18 protein-coding genes are annotated in these 17,207 nt (G+C 56.0%); 10 read left to right on the top strand and 8 right to left on the bottom strand.

Going from position 1 to position 17,207, the window contains the following annotated elements; genetic code table 11:
• Position 1: 1 nt before the first annotated feature.
• From V7Q41_RS03110 to V7Q41_RS03100, 3 genes are read right to left on the bottom strand one after another with little or no spacing between them, the layout of a single operon-like run.
• On the bottom strand, positions 2-1,015 hold the full coding sequence (locus tag V7Q41_RS03110) for an ABC transporter substrate-binding protein (RefSeq protein WP_333842653.1): 1,014 nt from the start codon (positions 1,013-1,015) through the stop codon (positions 2-4).
• Between the two features lie 45 nt (positions 1,016-1,060).
• Positions 1,061-1,864 carry an ABC transporter ATP-binding protein gene (locus tag V7Q41_RS03105; protein ID WP_333842650.1) on the bottom strand — a complete coding sequence of 268 codons (804 nt, stop codon included), beginning with the start codon at positions 1,862-1,864 and terminating at the stop codon, positions 1,061-1,063.
• Positions 1,861-2,595: an ABC transporter permease gene (locus V7Q41_RS03100; RefSeq protein WP_333842648.1), complete on the bottom strand. Its 735-nt coding sequence runs from the start codon at positions 2,593-2,595 to the stop codon at positions 1,861-1,863. Before V7Q41_RS03100 ends, V7Q41_RS03105 begins: the two co-directional genes overlap by 4 nt.
• Positions 2,596-2,707: 112 nt before the next feature.
• Between V7Q41_RS03100 and V7Q41_RS03095 the strand changes: the two genes are divergently transcribed.
• The 5 genes from V7Q41_RS03095 to V7Q41_RS03075 are packed head-to-tail and all read left to right on the top strand — an operon-like array spanning position 2,708 to position 7,084.
• Positions 2,708-3,925 carry a mandelate racemase/muconate lactonizing enzyme family protein gene (locus V7Q41_RS03095; RefSeq protein ID WP_333842645.1) on the top strand — a complete coding sequence of 406 codons (1,218 nt, stop codon included), beginning with the start codon at positions 2,708-2,710 and terminating at the stop codon, positions 3,923-3,925.
• A 39-nt stretch (positions 3,926-3,964) separates the two neighbouring features.
• On the top strand, positions 3,965-4,207 hold the full coding sequence (locus V7Q41_RS03090) for a UxaA family hydrolase (protein WP_333842642.1): 243 nt from the start codon (positions 3,965-3,967) through the stop codon (positions 4,205-4,207).
• Positions 4,188-5,396 carry a UxaA family hydrolase gene (locus V7Q41_RS03085; RefSeq protein ID WP_333842640.1) on the top strand — a complete coding sequence of 403 codons (1,209 nt, stop codon included), beginning with the start codon at positions 4,188-4,190 and terminating at the stop codon, positions 5,394-5,396. The genes V7Q41_RS03090 and V7Q41_RS03085 overlap by 20 nt, the downstream gene beginning before the upstream one ends.
• 32 nt (positions 5,397-5,428) lie before the next feature.
• Positions 5,429-6,439 carry an alpha/beta fold hydrolase gene (locus V7Q41_RS03080; RefSeq protein WP_333842637.1) on the top strand — a complete coding sequence of 337 codons (1,011 nt, stop codon included), beginning with the start codon at positions 5,429-5,431 and terminating at the stop codon, positions 6,437-6,439.
• Positions 6,440-6,490: 51 nt separating this feature from the next.
• Positions 6,491-7,084 (top strand): DedA family protein, encoded by a 594-nt coding sequence (locus V7Q41_RS03075; RefSeq protein ID WP_333842635.1) that lies wholly within the window; start codon positions 6,491-6,493, stop codon positions 7,082-7,084.
• Positions 7,085-7,113: 29 nt separating this feature from the next.
• Here V7Q41_RS03075 and V7Q41_RS03070 read toward each other — a convergent pair whose 3' ends face one another.
• Positions 7,114-7,434: a hypothetical protein gene (locus V7Q41_RS03070; RefSeq protein WP_333842633.1), complete on the bottom strand. Its 321-nt coding sequence runs from the start codon at positions 7,432-7,434 to the stop codon at positions 7,114-7,116.
• A gap of 366 nt (positions 7,435-7,800) precedes the next feature.
• On the opposite strand from V7Q41_RS03070, the gene V7Q41_RS03065 reads away from it, so the two are divergent.
• Positions 7,801-8,502, top strand: a complete 702-nt coding sequence (locus tag V7Q41_RS03065; protein WP_333842834.1) for a spermidine synthase — start codon at positions 7,801-7,803, stop codon at positions 8,500-8,502.
• Positions 8,503-8,524: 22 nt separating this feature from the next.
• Here the strand turns inward: V7Q41_RS03065 and arfB are convergent, their stop codons facing one another.
• Positions 8,525-8,914 (bottom strand): alternative ribosome rescue aminoacyl-tRNA hydrolase ArfB, encoded by a 390-nt coding sequence (gene arfB, locus V7Q41_RS03060; RefSeq protein ID WP_333842630.1) that lies wholly within the window; start codon positions 8,912-8,914, stop codon positions 8,525-8,527.
• Positions 8,915-8,928: 14 nt separating this feature from the next.
• Entirely contained in the window at positions 8,929-9,906 is a 978-nt protein-coding gene (locus V7Q41_RS03055; protein WP_333842628.1) for a Bug family tripartite tricarboxylate transporter substrate binding protein, read from the bottom strand.
• Between the two features lie 147 nt (positions 9,907-10,053).
• On the opposite strand from V7Q41_RS03055, the gene V7Q41_RS03050 reads away from it, so the two are divergent.
• From V7Q41_RS03050 to dnaJ, 4 genes are all read left to right on the top strand, one after another.
• A complete protein-coding gene (locus V7Q41_RS03050; protein ID WP_333842626.1) occupies positions 10,054-10,404 on the top strand; it encodes an FKBP-type peptidyl-prolyl cis-trans isomerase in 351 nt (116 codons plus the stop codon).
• Positions 10,405-10,636: 232 nt separating this feature from the next.
• Entirely contained in the window at positions 10,637-11,167 is a 531-nt protein-coding gene (gene grpE, locus V7Q41_RS03045; RefSeq protein WP_333842832.1) for a nucleotide exchange factor GrpE, read from the top strand.
• A gap of 71 nt (positions 11,168-11,238) precedes the next feature.
• A complete protein-coding gene (gene dnaK, locus V7Q41_RS03040) occupies positions 11,239-13,164 on the top strand; it encodes a molecular chaperone DnaK (protein WP_333842624.1) in 1,926 nt (641 codons plus the stop codon).
• A gap of 103 nt (positions 13,165-13,267) precedes the next feature.
• Positions 13,268-14,410 carry a molecular chaperone DnaJ gene (gene dnaJ, locus V7Q41_RS03035; RefSeq protein ID WP_333842621.1) on the top strand — a complete coding sequence of 381 codons (1,143 nt, stop codon included), beginning with the start codon at positions 13,268-13,270 and terminating at the stop codon, positions 14,408-14,410.
• Between the two features lie 21 nt (positions 14,411-14,431).
• Here the strand turns inward: dnaJ and V7Q41_RS03030 are convergent, their stop codons facing one another.
• Together V7Q41_RS03030 and V7Q41_RS03025 are read right to left on the bottom strand one after the other, a co-directional pair.
• Positions 14,432-14,899, bottom strand: a complete 468-nt coding sequence (locus V7Q41_RS03030) for a cyanophycin metabolism-associated DUF1854 family protein (protein ID WP_333842619.1) — start codon at positions 14,897-14,899, stop codon at positions 14,432-14,434.
• A complete protein-coding gene (locus tag V7Q41_RS03025) occupies positions 14,896-17,181 on the bottom strand; it encodes a cyanophycin metabolism-associated ABC transporter (protein WP_333842616.1) in 2,286 nt (761 codons plus the stop codon). Before V7Q41_RS03025 ends, V7Q41_RS03030 begins: the two co-directional genes overlap by 4 nt.
• Positions 17,182-17,207: the final 26 nt, after the last annotated feature.

Genomic DNA, 17,207 nt, shown 5'->3' with positions numbered 1-17,207 from the left:
ATCAGCCTTTGACGTTATCAAGCAGCAGGCTGGTGTCGAAGTATGTTTTGGACGGCACAGGGTTTTGAATGCCCCCAAACCGCGTATAAAAATCGGTGACCTGTTGCAACCATTCTTGCGCCGTACCGTCCTGATACAACTTGCGCCACTCAGAGGCGGTGTGGTACTTGGACGCTTTGAACTGCTCTTGCAACTCCACCAGCGGCACCTGCGCATAGTTTTGCGCCTGAATGGTAGGCAAGATGGCAGCCGAGTTCTTGATCAAGTCGTCATTGGCCGCGGCCCAGCCCTTGACCACTTTGGCCACGACTGCACGGTTCTTTTCGAAGTAATCGTTGCGGGCGGCCCAGCCACCCACGATGGCAGACTTGGGGAAGTAGGCGGAGGCATCGACCAACATCTTCGCACCTGGCACGCGTGCCTTCACCTGCATATTGAAGGGCACCCACAGCGCCACCGCTGGCACTGCACCGGAGATAAAGGACGTCACAGCCACTGGCATGCCTTGATTGACCAACTCCACGTCCTTGGCGGGATCTAGACCATTGGCACGCAGCGCGGCGTCTAGAAACACGTGGGCGGTCGTGCCCAATGTGGTTGCAATCTTCTTGCCCTTGAGGTCAGCCCAAGTCTTGACGCCCTGGTCCTCGCGAATCCACAACTGCGCGGTTGCGAACTCAATGTTGTTAATGAGGAATGCCTTGCCTTGTCCGCGTGCCGGAAAGTTGGAGATCACCGCGCCAGTGGAGAGCATGTCCAAGCTGCCGCCAATCATGGCGTTGAACAATTCCAGACCCGTGTTGAATTTGACCGGATCGAACTCGATGCCCTCCGCGGCCCAGTGGCCCCGGTGCATACCCGTCCAAAGCTGCCCAGTCACGGCTAAGGTGTCGACATAACCAATTCGAATTTTGGTGCGTTGCTGCGCGATAGCCGGGGCCCCCATCGTGGTCAGGCCGGCGGCGGCCAGGCTCATCACAACTTGGCGGCGATTGGGTTGGAAGTTTTTGTCCATGAAAGTCTCCTTGGTGGGTTGGCTCAGGTGGCGTGGTTGAAAAATTTATCCGGCGGCGGCGCCCAACTTTTGCTGAGCCTCATATTCCGCCATCACGAGGTCCCGAACATGCGCCTTGATGGCGATGAATTCGGGCGATTCATGCAGGTCATCTTGGCGCGGGTAAGCAAATGGCACGTCGATGATTTCTTTGATGCGAGACGGGCGCGCGGTCACCACCACAATGCGCGAGGCAAGGTAGACGGCCTCATCCACCGAGTGCGTGATCATCATCACCGTCTTGCCTTCTCGCTGAAGCACCTCCAGCAGCAGGTTCTGCATCTTGGAGCGGGTCTGGGCATCCAGCGCACCAAACGGTTCGTCCATCAACAGAAATTCAGGCTGCGCTGCATAGGCACGTGCAATCGCAAGGCGTTGGCGCATGCCGCCCGAGAGCGTTTTGGGAAAAGCCTTGGCAAAGTCCTTGAGGCCCATCAACTGTAAATATTTGTGGCACACCTCATCCCGATCAGCGGCTGGCGTCTTGCTACCCGATAAATTCAGACCAAACTGGATGTTCTGCTCAACGGTCAGCCAAGGAAACACCCCGTACTCTTGAAATATGACGCCTCGGTCGCGACCCGGCGCCTGCACGGGCTGGCCATCGAGCGTGACACGCCCCTGCGTGGGTTGCACAAAACCTGCCAAAAGATTCATCAAGGTCGTCTTACCGCAGCCAGAGGGGCCGACCACACAGATGAACTCGTTGTCGCGGACATCAAGGCTTAGGTTGTCCACCACTCTGAGCGGCCCGGTTTCAGTCTGGAAGTCAACCGAGACATTTTGAAATTGAATACGCGGCGCGTTCATGCGGCCTCCACACGGTCTTGCCAACGCAACATGCGGCGCGTGAGCACTCGCAGCGCCATATCCATACTCAGCGCGACCGAGCCAATGCACACGATACCCACGTAGATCACGTCGAGCTGAAAAAATGACCCCGCACTCTGAATCAAGGCGCCAAGGCCCTGCTGCGCCGCCACGAGCTCGGACGCGACCAGCGTCGCCCAAGCCACGCCCAGCGCGACGCGCACCGATGTGAGAATGTGGGGGGTGGTCATGGGCACAATCACGCGGCTGAAGATCTCCCAATCGTTGGCACCGAGCGTGCGCGCCACCTTGATGAAGATCGGGCTAATCTGTGAAACGCCCTCGTACATCACAATCACAGCGGCAAAAAAGCTCGCGTAAAACAAGATCACCACCTTGGCTGGCTCATCAATGCCGAAATACACCACCACCAGAGGAATCAGCGCAATCGGCGGCAACGCACGAAAAAAGTTAATCAGAGGATCCAAAAAAGTGCGTGCACCCTTGTACCAGCCAATGAGAAAACCCACCGGCACAGCCGCAGCAATACCCAGGGATACGCCCAATATGACGCGCTGGGTTGACTTCAGGATGTCGATGGCGAGACGCCCGTTAAAAAGCAGATCGACCAACTTGGACGCGACCTGCCACGGCGTGGGCATGAGACCTGGGTTGACCCAGCCAGATGTAGCCACCATCTGCCACAGCCCGATGAGCAGAATCCACGGCAAAAGCAGGAAACTGAGATGATGCAGACGTGCCACGATAGCGTTTCTCCTAATCTTTGGTATGGGTTGAATGTTACTATAGATGGAACTTTAATATTTTAATGTTTTCCCTAATATGAACACTTTTCGCTTGCAATCCGTGACACCGCACTTGTACCGGGTACCGCTCGATCAGCCTGTGGTCACATCGTTTGGAACGATGCGTGCGCGGTGGGCATTATGGGTTTGCGTGAGAGACGCGGACGGGGTTGAAGGCTGGGGCGAGGTCTGGTGTAACTTCCCAGACAGCGGGGCGCTGCATAGGTGCAGGCTGATCCAAGAGGTGTTCGCGCTGCTGCTGCCTAGGTTAAGCGGGGACAATCCTGCACAACTGAGCGCACAGGTGACCGCTCACACGCGCATCCTGCGGCTGCAATCAGCTGAATACGGCCCAATCGACCAATGCGCTGCGGGACTAGATGGGGCGATCTGGGATTTGTATGCCAAAAGACTGGGGCAACCCCTCTACGCGTTGTTGCATCAAGCGCTGCATGCCTCAAACACTGGCGCGAACTTGTCGAGTGAGATGCACACGACCTCCCCACAGGCGCAGGGCGTGAGCTCACCACCCTCTTCGCCGCAGGTACGGGCTTATGCCAGCGGCATCAACCCCCAAGGCGCTGCGCAGACGCTGGAACGTGCGCAAAAAGCTGGCCACCGTGCGTTCAAAGTGAAAGTTGGCTTTGGCCATGAACAGGACTTCAACACCCTCAAGGAGGCTCGGGCAGCGGCGGGCGACCAATGGCTTGCAGCCGACGCCAACCAAGGTTGGACGCTCACACAAGCCGCATCCTTCATGCCTGTGCTGGAAGAGTTCGGCCTTGCCTGGATCGAAGAACCCCTGGCAGCCGACTCCTCTGCGGCGGACTGGCAGGCCTTGAAATCTCGCGCCCCTCTGTTGCTCGCTGCAGGAGAGAACATCAATCATCTGCCTGCCTTCGAAGCTGCATTGCAAACATGGGGACTGGGTGTAATTCAACCCGATCTCGCCAAGTGGGGGGGCTTCACAGGTTGTCTCGAGGTAGTTCGCCAAGCGCGCCGTCACGGGGTGAGTTATTGCCCGCATTACCTTGGCGGCGGAATCGGCCTGATGGCCTCGGCTCACCTGTTGGCGGCATCGGGACAAGCAGGCCTTTTGGAGATGGACATCAATCCCAACCCACTGCGCAATGAGGTTCTTGCAGGCGCCTTGACGCCCCATGAAGGCTGGGTCAGCTTGAATGATGGACCAGGTCTGGGGCTGCAGCTGGACTTGGCGTCAGTCAAGGCTTGGGCCCTGCCTTTGCCAGCCTGACCTCCATAGCCTTTTACCCCAATCTATCATCACAACACCATGCCACGCATCAGCCTCACCGTCCATCCCGATGACAACGTCGCCACGCTCTTAGATTTCAATCTCGAAGAGCGGTTGACCCAAGACGGCCTCTCGCTCGCCGCCCCCATTCCCTTTGGTCACAAAGTTGCCCTGCGAGCCATTCAAATGGGTCAACCTGTGGTGAAGTACGGCGTGTTGATCGGCGTGGCCACCCATGACATCAAGTCTGGAGACCATGTTCATGTTCACAACTGCCGTTGAGCCTCACACCCCTTTGCAACCACTTACCTTTCTGGGCTATGCACGCAGCGGGGGACGTGTCGGTGTCCGCAACCATCTGGCCGTGGTCTCCACCGTGGCCTTGTGCAACCGCATAGGCGAGCTCGCTTCGCAGCGCCATGAGGCCGAGAGCGGACAGCCTGTCCTAGTGGTCAAGGGCGATTTCCAACGCGGCCTCCAACACGCAGACGCACGCCTTCAAGACCAAGTGCTGACGCAAATCGTCGACCATCCAAACATTGGCGCAGTCTTGGTGCTGTGTCACGATAGGCGCGCGGCACACACTTGGCAAAAGCGTCTCGCGCAGGCAAGCAAGCCGATAGAGGTCATGGCCGTGATGGACAGCCAAGGCGTGCAACGCGCCATCGATTTGGCGACACAGCATCTGGCCAAGCTGGGCCAACCACTGCAAGGCCAAGTGCGCGTGCCCTGCGCTTTTGGTGCCCTGACATTTGCCCTCGAATGCGGAGGCTCCGATGCCTCTAGCGCCGTTTGCTCCAACCCAGCCATCGGCCGTTTTGTCGACTGGGCCACCGCTCAGGGCGCAAGCGTGATCGTTTCAGAGACAGCCGAATTCATCGGCGGCGAAGAAGTGGTCCGCGCGCAATCCGTATCCCCTGCAGTTGCCCAAGCCATCATTGATCGCATCGCTGAAACAGAAGCACGCATGGAGGGCGACGGAGACCAATACCGAGGCGTCAACCCCACGGCGGAAAATATCGAAGGCGGTCTCACCACCTTGGTCGAGAAAACCATGGGTGCTGTCTGCAAGATCGGAAGCACACGCTTTGTTGGATGCCTCTCGTTTGCGGAGCCGCCAGACGCTGCTGGCTTGTATTTCATGGACACGCCTTTTTTCAGCCCCTGCTCCATCACAGGCATGTTGGCTGCAGGCGCTCAGGTCACGCTGTTTTCGATGGGCGTGTTCAACCCGTCAGGCAATCAGCTGGCCCCCACGATCAAGGTCTGCGGCAATCCACAGACTTTGCGAGATTGGGATGATGGGATCGATGTGGCACTCGACCAAGTCATCGCAGGAGCCATGTCATTGGACGCAGCGCGCGATGTCATTGTGCAATCAGTGTTGGCCACCGCCGAAGGCGCCATCACGAAGACCGAGGCTTGGGGCGAGGGCCAATTCATTGTGCCAAGAATGCTGCCCACATTCTGATGCACGCCATACCCATGTTTTTGATGCGGCTCATGTATAGGTCAACCATCGCGCGGGTCGCATTGCTGACGGTTTATTCTGCCATCTCATGGCAAGCCTTGGCGGGTGACGCGAGCGCAACAGCCAACCTGTTGCCCGCTCAATCCACACACTTCAATGTACCGGATGGATCCAGACTAGCAGCTCGGGTGTGGCGCCATGCCAAGCCTCAGCACATCGTGCTGGGGGTGCATGGCTTTAACGACTACAGCAAATCGTTTGAGCGATTGGCCCAACACCTTGTTGCTGAAACGCAAGCCACGGTGTATGCCTATGACCAACGCGGCTTTGGTGCTAACCCACTGCCTGGCGTTTGGCCTGGATCTCAAGCATTGGTCGAGAATTTGCGCCACATCACCGCGCAACTGCGTGAGCGCCATCCTGATTTAACCTTGACCGTGATCGGTGAAAGCATGGGAGGCGCTGTGGTGCTGGTGGCTGCCAGCGAGACACCAGGACTTGCAGCAGACCAACTCATCCTCAAAGCCCCTGCGGTTTGGGGCGCGCAAAGCATGCCGCTGTACCAACGCCTGAGCCTGTACACCATGAATTGGATCGCACCAGACATGAGCTTGACTGGACGAGGTCTACCCTCGCTAGGCATTCGTCCCACCGACGACCCCGAAGTCGCACGCGATCTCAGCCGTGACCCACTGGTCATCAAAGCGACCCGCGTGAGCAGTTTGGCGGGTTTGACCGAACTTATGGGGCGTGCCCAAACCCAAACAAAATTACCACCACAGCGCACCTTGGTGTTGTACGGTTTGCGCGACAGAATTATTCCGCCGCAACCGGTGTGCGATTGGTTGACGAACTTGAATAGCACTGCGTCTGTCACGCACAAAACCGATGTCTTGATTTACAAAGAGGGTTGGCACATGCTGACGCGCCAACTGAGCCCCCGAGAAACGCTAGAAGACATCACCCACTGGATTCAAAACGCGCCTCAGACCCATCTGCAAACCCCACTTCAAGCACAACAAGTGGTGTGTCAAGCCAAATAAACATCCATGCGCATGCGCCATGTCCACCATGATTCATAGAGGTATTCATCCATGATCTACCCCACCGATTTAGCCTCGTTTCTCGAGCTGTTGCGACTGTATGGTGATGAGGCCTATGGCCTGATCTTTGCCTTCGCTACCTCGCACAGTCTGCTGCTCACACTGTTTGCAGGATATGCCTCCAGTTCAGGGGCGCTTGATTTGGGCACCCTCGTTGCGGTCGTCTGGGCCGGCAGTTTTCTGGGGGATGCGGTCCGCTTTTGGATAGGCCGCACTTTCGGCAACCGATGGCTTTCACCTTTTCCAAGGCTCTACCGCACCAGCCAGATCGTGGTGCGGTTGGTGGATCACTACTATGTGTGGCTGATTTTGTTTCATCGCTATCCGCATGGCATTCGCGGGGTCGCCGGTTTTGCCTACGGCATGTCGAAACTGCCCTGGCCCACATTCATGGCATTCAATTTCGTCGCTGCAGGGCTTTGGTCGGGTGCCATTGTCTCGGCAGGCCATGCGTTTGGCCAAGTCTCAGAAAAGCTCATGAGCGATGCGTTCTCAGGACTGGGCATCGTGATGCTGGTTGTTTTCCTCGTGCTGTCGTGGGTTCTCAGCAGGAAACTCGAGCGGGTGGCCGAGGAGAAGGCATAGCCATCATTCCTCGCTGAGGCTAGCCTGACCTAAGCTGAACAAACAGGGGCAAGTGCGCTTCGTTTGGCAAACAAAAACTGTGCGCCTAACTCACCCGCTGTCGCTTGGAAAAAGATGTTTGGGGGAAGAAAAAACTCGTCGCCCACCCCGTTGAGCAAGAGGCATTCGGGCAGTTCAATCAAGAGCTCTCCCGAGAGCACCAAGCCAAGTACAGCATGTTCACTCTCCAGTACACCGCTGCATTGCTGAGGTTTGAGGCTCCTGAGGACACCACGCGAGAATCCTCTTTCAAACAACGATTGGCCAAACTCTTTGGCTAATGCCTCTATTGAAAAAACTGACGTGTCCATTGGCAACCTCCTTGTGGAATGTGCAACTTTCAAACATTCAGACTTCACACGTGACAGACGCAGGGATCGCCTGCAAATCTGACAAAGACATTTGTACTATGACTTTGTGTATTTTTTATGACCTATTTTTGAATCAATGAAAAGCTGGCTGAGCACCCTAAAATTTTGAACATGGATTTAGCAAACATCATTTCGCCAGATTGGGCCGCTTCTTTTGAGCTAGCCGACCTGATTTACGCCGTGATGGGATGCTTGGCAGCAGTTTTTGTGGGCGTGCAGTTGGCAAAAAAACAAGCCCTTCAATTCAGCGGGCAAAAACAGCAAGCAGGTCACTTGCCCGCTGTGACTTTTGCAGACTATGGCGACATGCGGTTTTTACACTTGGGCACCCCTTGGGTTCAAGGTTCGATGAAGATCAGCCAGCCTCACGAAATCCACCTCGAATACGTGCAGCGCATGATGGCCTGGTTGCTGGTGGCCGACTTGGATCAAGTCCAACGCTTGCAAGCGATGCAGCTTGGCTTGGGTGCTGCATCGCTGACCAAGTTTTGTCACCTGCGATTGGGCATGCCCACCATCGCCGTGGAGCTCAACCCGCAAGTGATTGACACCTGCAGGCGCTGGTTTCATCTGCCCCCAAACAACGCCAACTTACAAGTGCTTTTGGCAGACGCTGCTGACATTGCCAGCAACAACACATGGCACGGAAAAATCGATGCACTGCAAGTTGACCTGTATGACCAAGAGGCCGCCTGCCCTGCGCTGGACAGCGAAGCTTTTTATGCCGATTGCCACAAACTGCTCACAGCCCAAGGCTGCATGACCGTCAATGTGTATGGCCGCCATTCGCGCTTAGAAACCAGCGTGCAACGCATCGCCAAAGCATTTGGCCAAGAAGCCATGTGGGCCTTCAAGCCCACTTCGGCGGGCAACACCATTGTGTTGGCGTTTCGCACACCGCGCGCATGGGACAAGCGCGCCTTGCTGTTGCAGGCGCAGATGATTCAAACTCGCTGGTCTTTGCCTGCACAAAAATGGTTGCAAGAATTGGCGCCATTGCCAAGTTAAAACATCACGGCAGGCAACGGGGCTAAAGCACCCGAGCTCGGTTTGACTTGATCGCCGAGGCCTTTTTCTTGCTGTCCAAGCGTCGCAACTGAGAGGCATACGTGGGCTTGGTCGGTTTGCGTTTTTTGGGCGGCTTGGCCACGCTTTTGACCAAATCATGCAAACGCGCAAATGCCTCGATTCGGTTCATGTCTTGGCTGCGGTGCTCTTGCGACTTGATGACCACCACGCCCTCTTGGGTGATGCGGTGGTCTGACAAACACAGCAAGCGTTCTTTCACATCCTCAGGCAGCGAGGACGCCCAAATATCGAAGCGCAAATGAATGGCGCTGGACACCTTGTTGACGTGTTGCCCACCCGCACCTTGGGCACGGATGGCAGTGACCTCAACTTCGGATTCGTTGATGTGCATCACGTCAAGGCAGCTTATTGTTTTTGAATCCCAGCGCGTTGAATCACATCACCCCAGCGCTTGATTTCGGTTTGCAACCACTCCAACGATTGAGGCACGGTGGTGAGTTGAGGCTCTACATTCAACTCCAACAACTTTTGGCGCACGCCTGGATTTTGCAAGGCTGCATTGACCTCTTTGTTCAGCCGATCCACCACCGCTTGCGGTGTTTTGGCAGGCACGCCCAAACCATTCCAAGAGGTGGCCACCAAATTGGGCACGCCGCCCTCTTTGGCCGTGGGCACTTGCGGCAACGCGGCGTTGCGTTGGGGGCCTGTCACGGCCAAGGCACGCATGACACCGCCTTTTATTTGCGGCAACACCGGGCTGAGGACCTCCACCGCCACATCAATTTGGCCGCCACGCAAGGCCGTGATGACCGCAGGTGTGCCATTGAAAGGCACCACCTGCGCATCCAAACCTGCCACCGACTTGAAGAGCTCGGCCGTCAAATGCTGGGTGCTGCCGATGTTGATGCTGCCCATGTTGAGCTTGCCAGGATTGGCTCTGGCCCATGTCAGCAACTCGGGCAAGGTTTGAAAACGCGACTCGGCGCTGGTGACGATGGCCAAGTCAAAGGTGCCCATCAAGGCGACGGGCGTGAAGTCTTTCACGGGGTCAAAAGGCAGCGACTTGAACAAGCCGGCACTCACCGCGTTGGCATTCGACATCAACAGCAAGGTGTAGCCATCGGGCTCAGACTTGGCCACCATCTCGGCGGCCACAATGCCGCCAGCGCCAGGGCGGTTCTCGATGACCACCGATTGGCCCAAGCCCTCAGACATTTTTTGCGCAACGGTGCGTACCGTCAAGTCAGCCACGCCGCCCGCGCCAAAGGGCACAACGATGCGCAGAGGTTTTGTGGGGTAGCTTTGCGCCTGCACACTGGCCGCGCCAAACATCAACAGACAAGCGGTGGCCACATAAGAAACGAAGAAGCGACGTGTTGACATAACAGAGATCTCCAAACAGGAAAGAAATGAAGCAAGCCCAGATTCTCATGCATGACGCCTACCAGCGCCATCCGCCTGCATGGCCAGACCCTGTCACTGGGTAGAATCTTGGGCAAGTTATTTAATCGACCACATCAAGGATTTGCCATGAACACAACCCCTTCCGGCCTGCAATACATCGACAACGTGGTGGGCGACGGCGCACAAGCCGCCGCTGGTCAGCATGTGAGCGTGCACTACACCGGCTGGCTTTACCAAGACGGCGAGCAAGGTGCTAAGTTTGATTCCAGCCGTGACCGCCATGACGCGTTTGACTTCGCGCTGGGCGCAGGCATGGTCATCAAAGGCTGGGACGAAGGCGTACAAGGCATGAAGATTGGTGGCCAACGCACCCTCATCATCCCGCCAGAGCTGGGCTACGGCGCGCGCGGTGCGGGTGGCGTAATTCCACCCAATGCCACCCTGAAGTTTGACGTCGAGCTGCTTGGCGTCGAATAAACAAGCGCCACGGTAGCCCTGTTGGGCTGCCAAGTCACAGCGGGGCTAGACCCCGCTTTGTTTTTCTTGTTCAAATTTTTTACAAAACCCCTCTTGAAAAAGGGTTGGATGGCCTCAGCTCTGCTGCACCTCATTCACACCCGCCCTACACAGCATGTCAGAACCTACAGAAAACAAAGACAGCGCAGCCGCGCCCTCTGCCGCTGACCATTTGGCCGCCCACATGGCAGGCATGGCGCCTGCCGCACAAGCGCCAGCATCGGCTGAAGCCCCAGCGGCGCTCGACCCACTGGCCGCCGCTCACGCCGAAATTGCTGCTTTGCAAGCCAAAGCTGCTGAATTGCAAGACCAATTCGTGCGCGGCCAAGCCGATGTGCAAAACGCCCGCCGTCGTGCGGATGACGAAGTCTCCAAAGCCCGCAAATTTGCTCTCGAGAGCTTTGCCGACAGCTTGCTGCCCGTGCTTGACAGCTTAGAGGCCGGCTTGGCCGTGCAAACTGCCACACCCGAACAAATTCGTGAAGGCGCTGAAGCCACGCTGCGTCAGCTCAAAAGCGCCATGGAGCGCAACAAAATCGTCGCCATCGACCCAGCCGCTGGCACCAAATTTGACCCCGCGCAACACCAAGCCATCAGCGTGGTGCCCGTGCCACCCGAATCCACGCAAGAGGCCAACACCGTGGTTGCCGTGCTGCAAAAAGGCTACTTGATTGCCGAGCGCGTGTTACGCCCTGCACTGGTCACCGTGGCCGCACCGAAATAAAACACTTGAAATTGGCGAAGTTATCCACAACTAAGCCTTAACTGAATTTTTGAAAATCACTGGAGTTAATCATGGGAAGAATCATCGGTATTGACTTGGGCACAACCAATTCGTGCGTGGCCATCATGGAAGGCAACACAACCAAAGTGATCGAGAACGCCGAAGGCGCTCGCACCACCCCGTCCATCATTGCGTACCAAGAAGACGGTGAAATCTTGGTGGGTGCATCTGCCAAGCGCCAAGCGGTGACCAACCCCCGCAACACACTTTATGCGGTCAAGCGTTTGATCGGCCGCAAATTTGCGGAAAAAGAAGTTCAAAAAGACATCGACTTGATGCCCTACACGATCGCCAAAGCCGACAACGGCGACGCTTGGGTGGAAGTGCGCGGCAACAAGTTGGCTCCGCCCCAAATCAGCGCTGAAATTTTGCGCAAGATGAAAAAAACCGCCGAAGACTACCTCGGCGAAGAAGTAACTGAAGCCGTCATCACCGTACCCGCTTACTTCAACGACGCACAGCGCCAAGCCACCAAAGACGCAGGCCGCATCGCAGGCCTAGATGTCAAGCGCATCATCAACGAGCCCACTGCCGCCGCTTTGGCATTTGGCTTGGACAAGACCGAAAAAGGCGACCGCAAGATTGCGGTGTATGACTTGGGTGGCGGCACGTTTGACGTGTCCATCATCGAAATCGCCGACGTCGATGGCGAAAAACAATTTGAAGTGTTGTCCACCAACGGCGACACCTTTTTGGGCGGCGAGGACTTTGACCAACGCATCATTGACTTCATCATTGCTGAGTTCAAGAAAGAGTCTGGCGTGGATCTGTCCAAAGACGTCCTTGCTCTGCAGCGCCTCAAAGAAGCCGCTGAAAAAGCCAAGATCGAGTTGTCATCCGCCACCTCGACCGACATTAACTTGCCCTACATCACGGCCGATGCCTCAGGCCCTAAGCACTTGAACATCAAGCTCAACCGCGCCAAGCTGGAGCAACTGGTGGATGAGTTGGTCGAGCGCACCATCGCGCCTTGTCGCACCGCCATCAAAGATGCCGGCGTGTCAGTGAGCGACATCGACGACGTGATCTTGGTCGGGGGTATGAGCCGCATGCCCAAGGTACAAGAAAAGGTCAAAGAGTTCTTTGGCCAAGAGCCTCGCCGCGACGTCAATCCCGACGAAGCTGTGGCTGTGGGCGCTGCGATTCAAGGCCAAGTCTTGTCTGGCGACCGCACCGACGTGTTGTTGCTGGACGTCACACCGCTGTCGCTGGGCATCGAAACCTTGGGCGGCGTGATGACCAAAATGATTGTCAAGAACACAACCATTCCTACCAAGTTTGCACAAACCTTCTCCACCGCCGATGACAACCAACCCGCCGTGACCATCAAGGTCTTCCAAGGCGAGCGCGAATTGGCCAGCGGCAACAAGAGCTTGGGCGAGTTCAACCTGGAAGGCATCGCACCTGCAGCTCGCGGCACCCCTCAAATTGAAGTGTCTTTTGACATTGATGCCAACGGTATTTTGCATGTGGGGGCCAAGGACAAAGCCACTGGTAAAGAAAACAAAATCACGATCAAGGCCAACTCTGGTTTGAGCGAAGACGAAATTCAACAAATGGTGAAAGACGCCGAGTTGAACGCCGCTGAAGACAAGAAAAAACTCGAGATCGTGCAATCTCGCAACCAAGCTGACGCAGCTGTGCACAGCGTGAAAAAGAGCTTGGGCGAGCACGGCGACAAACTCGATGCTGGCGAAAAAGAAACCATTGAAGCGGCGATCAAAGAAGTTGAAGAAGCACTGACGGGGGAAGACAAAGCCCTCATTGATGCGAAAACAGAAATCTTGATGACTGCCTCGCAAAAATTGGGTGAAAAAGTCTACGCCGACATGCAAGCAGCCCAAGCTGCGGGTGGTGGTGCAGCCTCTGCCCCTGAAGCCAAACCAGCCGACGACAATGTGGTCGACGCTGAAGTGAAAGAAGTCAAAAAAGGCTAAGCCTTTCCCAACTTCTGATCTGACCTCGCCGCGTTTCACCTGACCAGGTGAACACGCGGCGTCGTCGTAACCAAGCCCCTCAAAACACGGCACCGTCCATACCATGTCCAAACGCGATTTTTATGAAGTCCTCGGGGTTGCCAAAGGCGCCAGCGATGATGAGATCAAAAAGGCTTATCGCAAACTGGCGATGAAGCACCATCCTGACCGCAACCAAGGCGACAAAGCCAAGGAGGCTGAGGCGCAGTTCAAAGAGGTCAAAGAGGCCTATGAAATGTTGTCGGATCCAGAAAAGCGAGCTGCCTTTGACCAGTTCGGCCACGCAGGTGTCGATCCCAATATGCGCGGTGGACCCGGCGGCTTTGGCGCTGGGGCTGGTGGTGCGGGCTTTGGTGAGGCCTTTGGTGACATCTTTGGTGACATCTTTGGTCAGCAACGCCGCGGGCCTGCGGGCCGACAGGTCTACCGCGGCAATGACCTGAGCTATGCCATGGAAATCACGCTCGAAGAAGCGGCCAATGGCAAAGACGCCCAACTCAAAATTCCAGGCTGGGACGCCTGTGAACCATGCGATGGCAGCGGCGCCAAGCCCGGCACATCGGCCAAAACTTGTGGCACCTGTCATGGCAGCGGTCAGGTGCAAATGCGCCAAGGGTTTTTCAGCGTACAACAAACCTGTCCTCATTGCCGAGGCAGTGGCAAAACCATTTCTGATCCATGTCCCAGTTGCCATGGTCAGGGCAAAATCAAAAAGCAAAAAACACTGGAAGTCAAAATTCCGGCAGGCATCGACGACGGCATGCGCATTCGCAGCACTGGCAACGGTGAACCTGGCACGAATGGCGGCCCACCAGGCGACTTGTTCATCGAAATTCGCGTCAAGAAGCACGACATCTTTGAGCGTGATGGCGACGACTTGCATTGCTCGGTACCCATCAGCATCACCACCGCAGCCTTGGGTGGCGAAATACGCGTGCCCACATTGGCAGGCGAAGCAGCGATTGACATTCCAGAAGGCACGCAAAGCGACAAGCAGTTCCGACTACGCGGCAAGGGCTTGAAGGGCATTCGCTCCAGTTTGCCCGGCGATCTTTACTGCCATATTTCGGTGGAAATACCGGTCAAACTCACCGAGCATCAACGCAAGCTGCTCAAGGAGTTAGACGATTCACTGAAAAAGGGTGGCACCAAGCACTCACCTGCCGAGGGGGGTTGGGCCGATAAGCTCAAGCGCTTTTTCAACTAAACGCGCCCGCCCCTGGCGGGCTCACAAAAAGCGGTCGAGCAGCTTGCGGGTGTGACGGTCGAGCGTGGGCAAGTCACGAATCAAAAACTGCACGCCATGGGCATCGGCCACGATGAGGCGGCTGGCGCTCAACCGTCGAATGTCCTCCTCGCCTTTAAGTACCAGCTGCGTTGGGCCACGGTTGGTCTGCACGCGCCACACACTGGGCGTCGAAAAGCTGTTCACGCCGTCCAAACGCAATATCTCAGGCATGAACTCGCGACCTTGCAGAGCTTGCACCACGATCTCGCGCGCTTGTGTTGGCAAGTCATTGAGGTTCTCCACCCAAGCCAGCTCTTTGCCTTCGGCACTCAACACCGAGATACTTTGAGTGGGCGACGCAATGGGGAACGCACGCGCCACCACAGCGCCCACATGTTGCGTGCCGTCGGCCAAGGTGACCACCAGTTTGCCAAAGGCATCAAACGCTAAGCTGAACGCAGCACTCATACAGTCTCCTGAGTCGAAGCGCGTACCACGGCGTCTTGTGCATTTTTCGCTTGGGCTTCATAAAGGCGGAAATAAGCGCCTTGTTGAGACATGAGCGTGTCATGGTCGCCCTCCTCCACCACCACGCCCTGCTCCATCACCACCAAACGATCGGCTTTGTTGAGGGTAGACAAACGGTGTGCAATGGCAATCGTGGTGCGGCCTTGCACCAAGTTGTCCAGGGCCTTTTGAATTTCTTGCTCGGTCTCGGTGTCCACCGAAGCGGTGGCCTCGTCCAAGATGAGGATACGAGGATTGATGAGCAAAGCACGTGCAATCGAGATGCGCTGACGCTCGCCGCCCGACAAGCCCTGGCCGCGCTCACCCACCAAAGAGTCATAGCCTTGTGGCAAGCGCAAGATGAATTCATGCGCGTGCGCGGCACGGGCGGCAGCCACAATTTCTTCGCGCGTGGCGTCGGGCTTGCCATAGGCAATGTTGTCTGCAATCGTGCCAAAGAACAAGAAAGGCTCTTGCAACACCATGCCGATGTGGCTGCGAAAGTCTGATAAGGCAATGTTGCGAATGTCGATGCCATCGAGCTTGATCGAACCTTCACTCACATCGTAAAAGCGGCAAATCAAGTTGACCAGCGTGCTCTTGCCCGAGCCGCTTTGGCCCACCAATCCAATCATCTCGCCGGGGCGGATGCTCAGGTTCATGCCGCGAATCACCGCACGGTTGCCATAACGAAAACCCGCATCTTGAATTTCAATGTTGCCTTGCAAAGGCACAGGCAGTTTTTGTGGATTGAGTGTCTCAGGCACACTGGAGACGTGGTCCAAAATTTCAAAAATACGCTTGGCACCCGCCGCCGCTTTTTGCGTGTGTGAGACGATTCGGCTCATGGAATCAAGCCGCGTATAGAAACGCCCTATGTAGGCCAAAAATGCAGCCAACACACCCACGGTGATTTGGTTATGTGAGACCAAGTAAATGCCAAACCCCCACACCACCAACAAACCCACCTCGGTCATCAGCGTGACGGTGGGCGAGAATAACGACCACACAAAGTTGATGCGGTCGTTGACGGCCAAGTTGTGTTTGTTGGCATCGCGAAAGCGATTGGCTTCGCGTGTTTCTTGGGCAAAAGCTTTGACCACACGAATCCCTGGAATAGTGTCGGCCAACACATTGGTGAGCTCTGACCACACACGGTCAATTTTCTCAAAACCCGTGCGCAGTTTGTCGCGCACGGTGTGAATCAACCACACGATGAATGGCAGCGGCAGCAAAGTGGCTGCAGCCAACTTGGGATCGATGCTGATGAGGATCGAAGCCGTCATCACAATCATCAACACGTCAGTGGCAAAGTCCAGCAAATGCAGCGACAAAAAAACGCAAATGCGGTCAGTCTCAGCGCCAATACGGTTCATCAAGTCACCCGTGCGACGGCCGCCAAAGTATTCGAGTGACAAACGCATCAAGTGCTCGTAGGCCGTGGTGCGCAAATCAGCACCAATACGTTCGGATACCAAGGCCAAGATATAGGTTTTCAGCCAGCCCAATCCCCATGCCAACAAGGCCGCACCCAGCAAGCCCCCCAAATACAGGTAGACCAGGTCATGGTCAATGTCTTTGCCATTTTGAAACGGGATCAGCACATCGTCCATCAACGGCATGGTCAAGTAAGGCGGCACCAAAGTGGCCGCCGTAGAAGCCAAGGTCAAAAAGAACCCGCCCAACAAGCGCCAACGGTAGGGATGGGCAAAGCGCCACAGGCGAAACAAGCCCCAAGTCGACAAAGGTGCATGCTGTTCACGACTGCACACGGGACAATCATCACCCACCGTCTCCAGCTGTAATTTGCATTGTGGGCAGCGCGCCTGCACCGAGGCCGCCATCGATTTGCCGTGTGTCAGCACTTCCAATCGGTCTGCAAAGGTTTCTTGCAAACGCATGGCCGTCACGTTGTGCGTCAAGGTAAATCGCCAACTCGCCAGACGGTGCTTGTCATCTAACAAGCTCAAGGTACCGACACCCGCGTGGTCGGTGTGCGTCAATTTCATGCCTGCCACCAACGCCCAACTGCTCCAAGCAGGGTTTGAACCCAGGTCTTGAGAGGCAAAAAGCACCCTTTGGTCTGTCACAATGAGTAGCCCTAGCGAAAAATGTAATTGGGCGTTCAAGTCAACCTCTAGCCAAGCTAGAACGTTTTCTTGAGGTGACAGTTGCGCCAAAGCCGAAGATTGCCAGCCCTCAGGCAAAACAACTTTGGCAAAAGCCGATAAGTAAGAATTCATTATTGGAATGTTGCTGCTTTCAATCG

Origin of the sequence: Limnohabitans sp., assembly GCF_036804465.1 — a bacterium.
GTDB lineage: Bacteria > Pseudomonadota > Gammaproteobacteria > Burkholderiales > Burkholderiaceae_C > Limnohabitans.
This window is presented reverse-complemented; position numbering and strand designations above follow the sequence as displayed.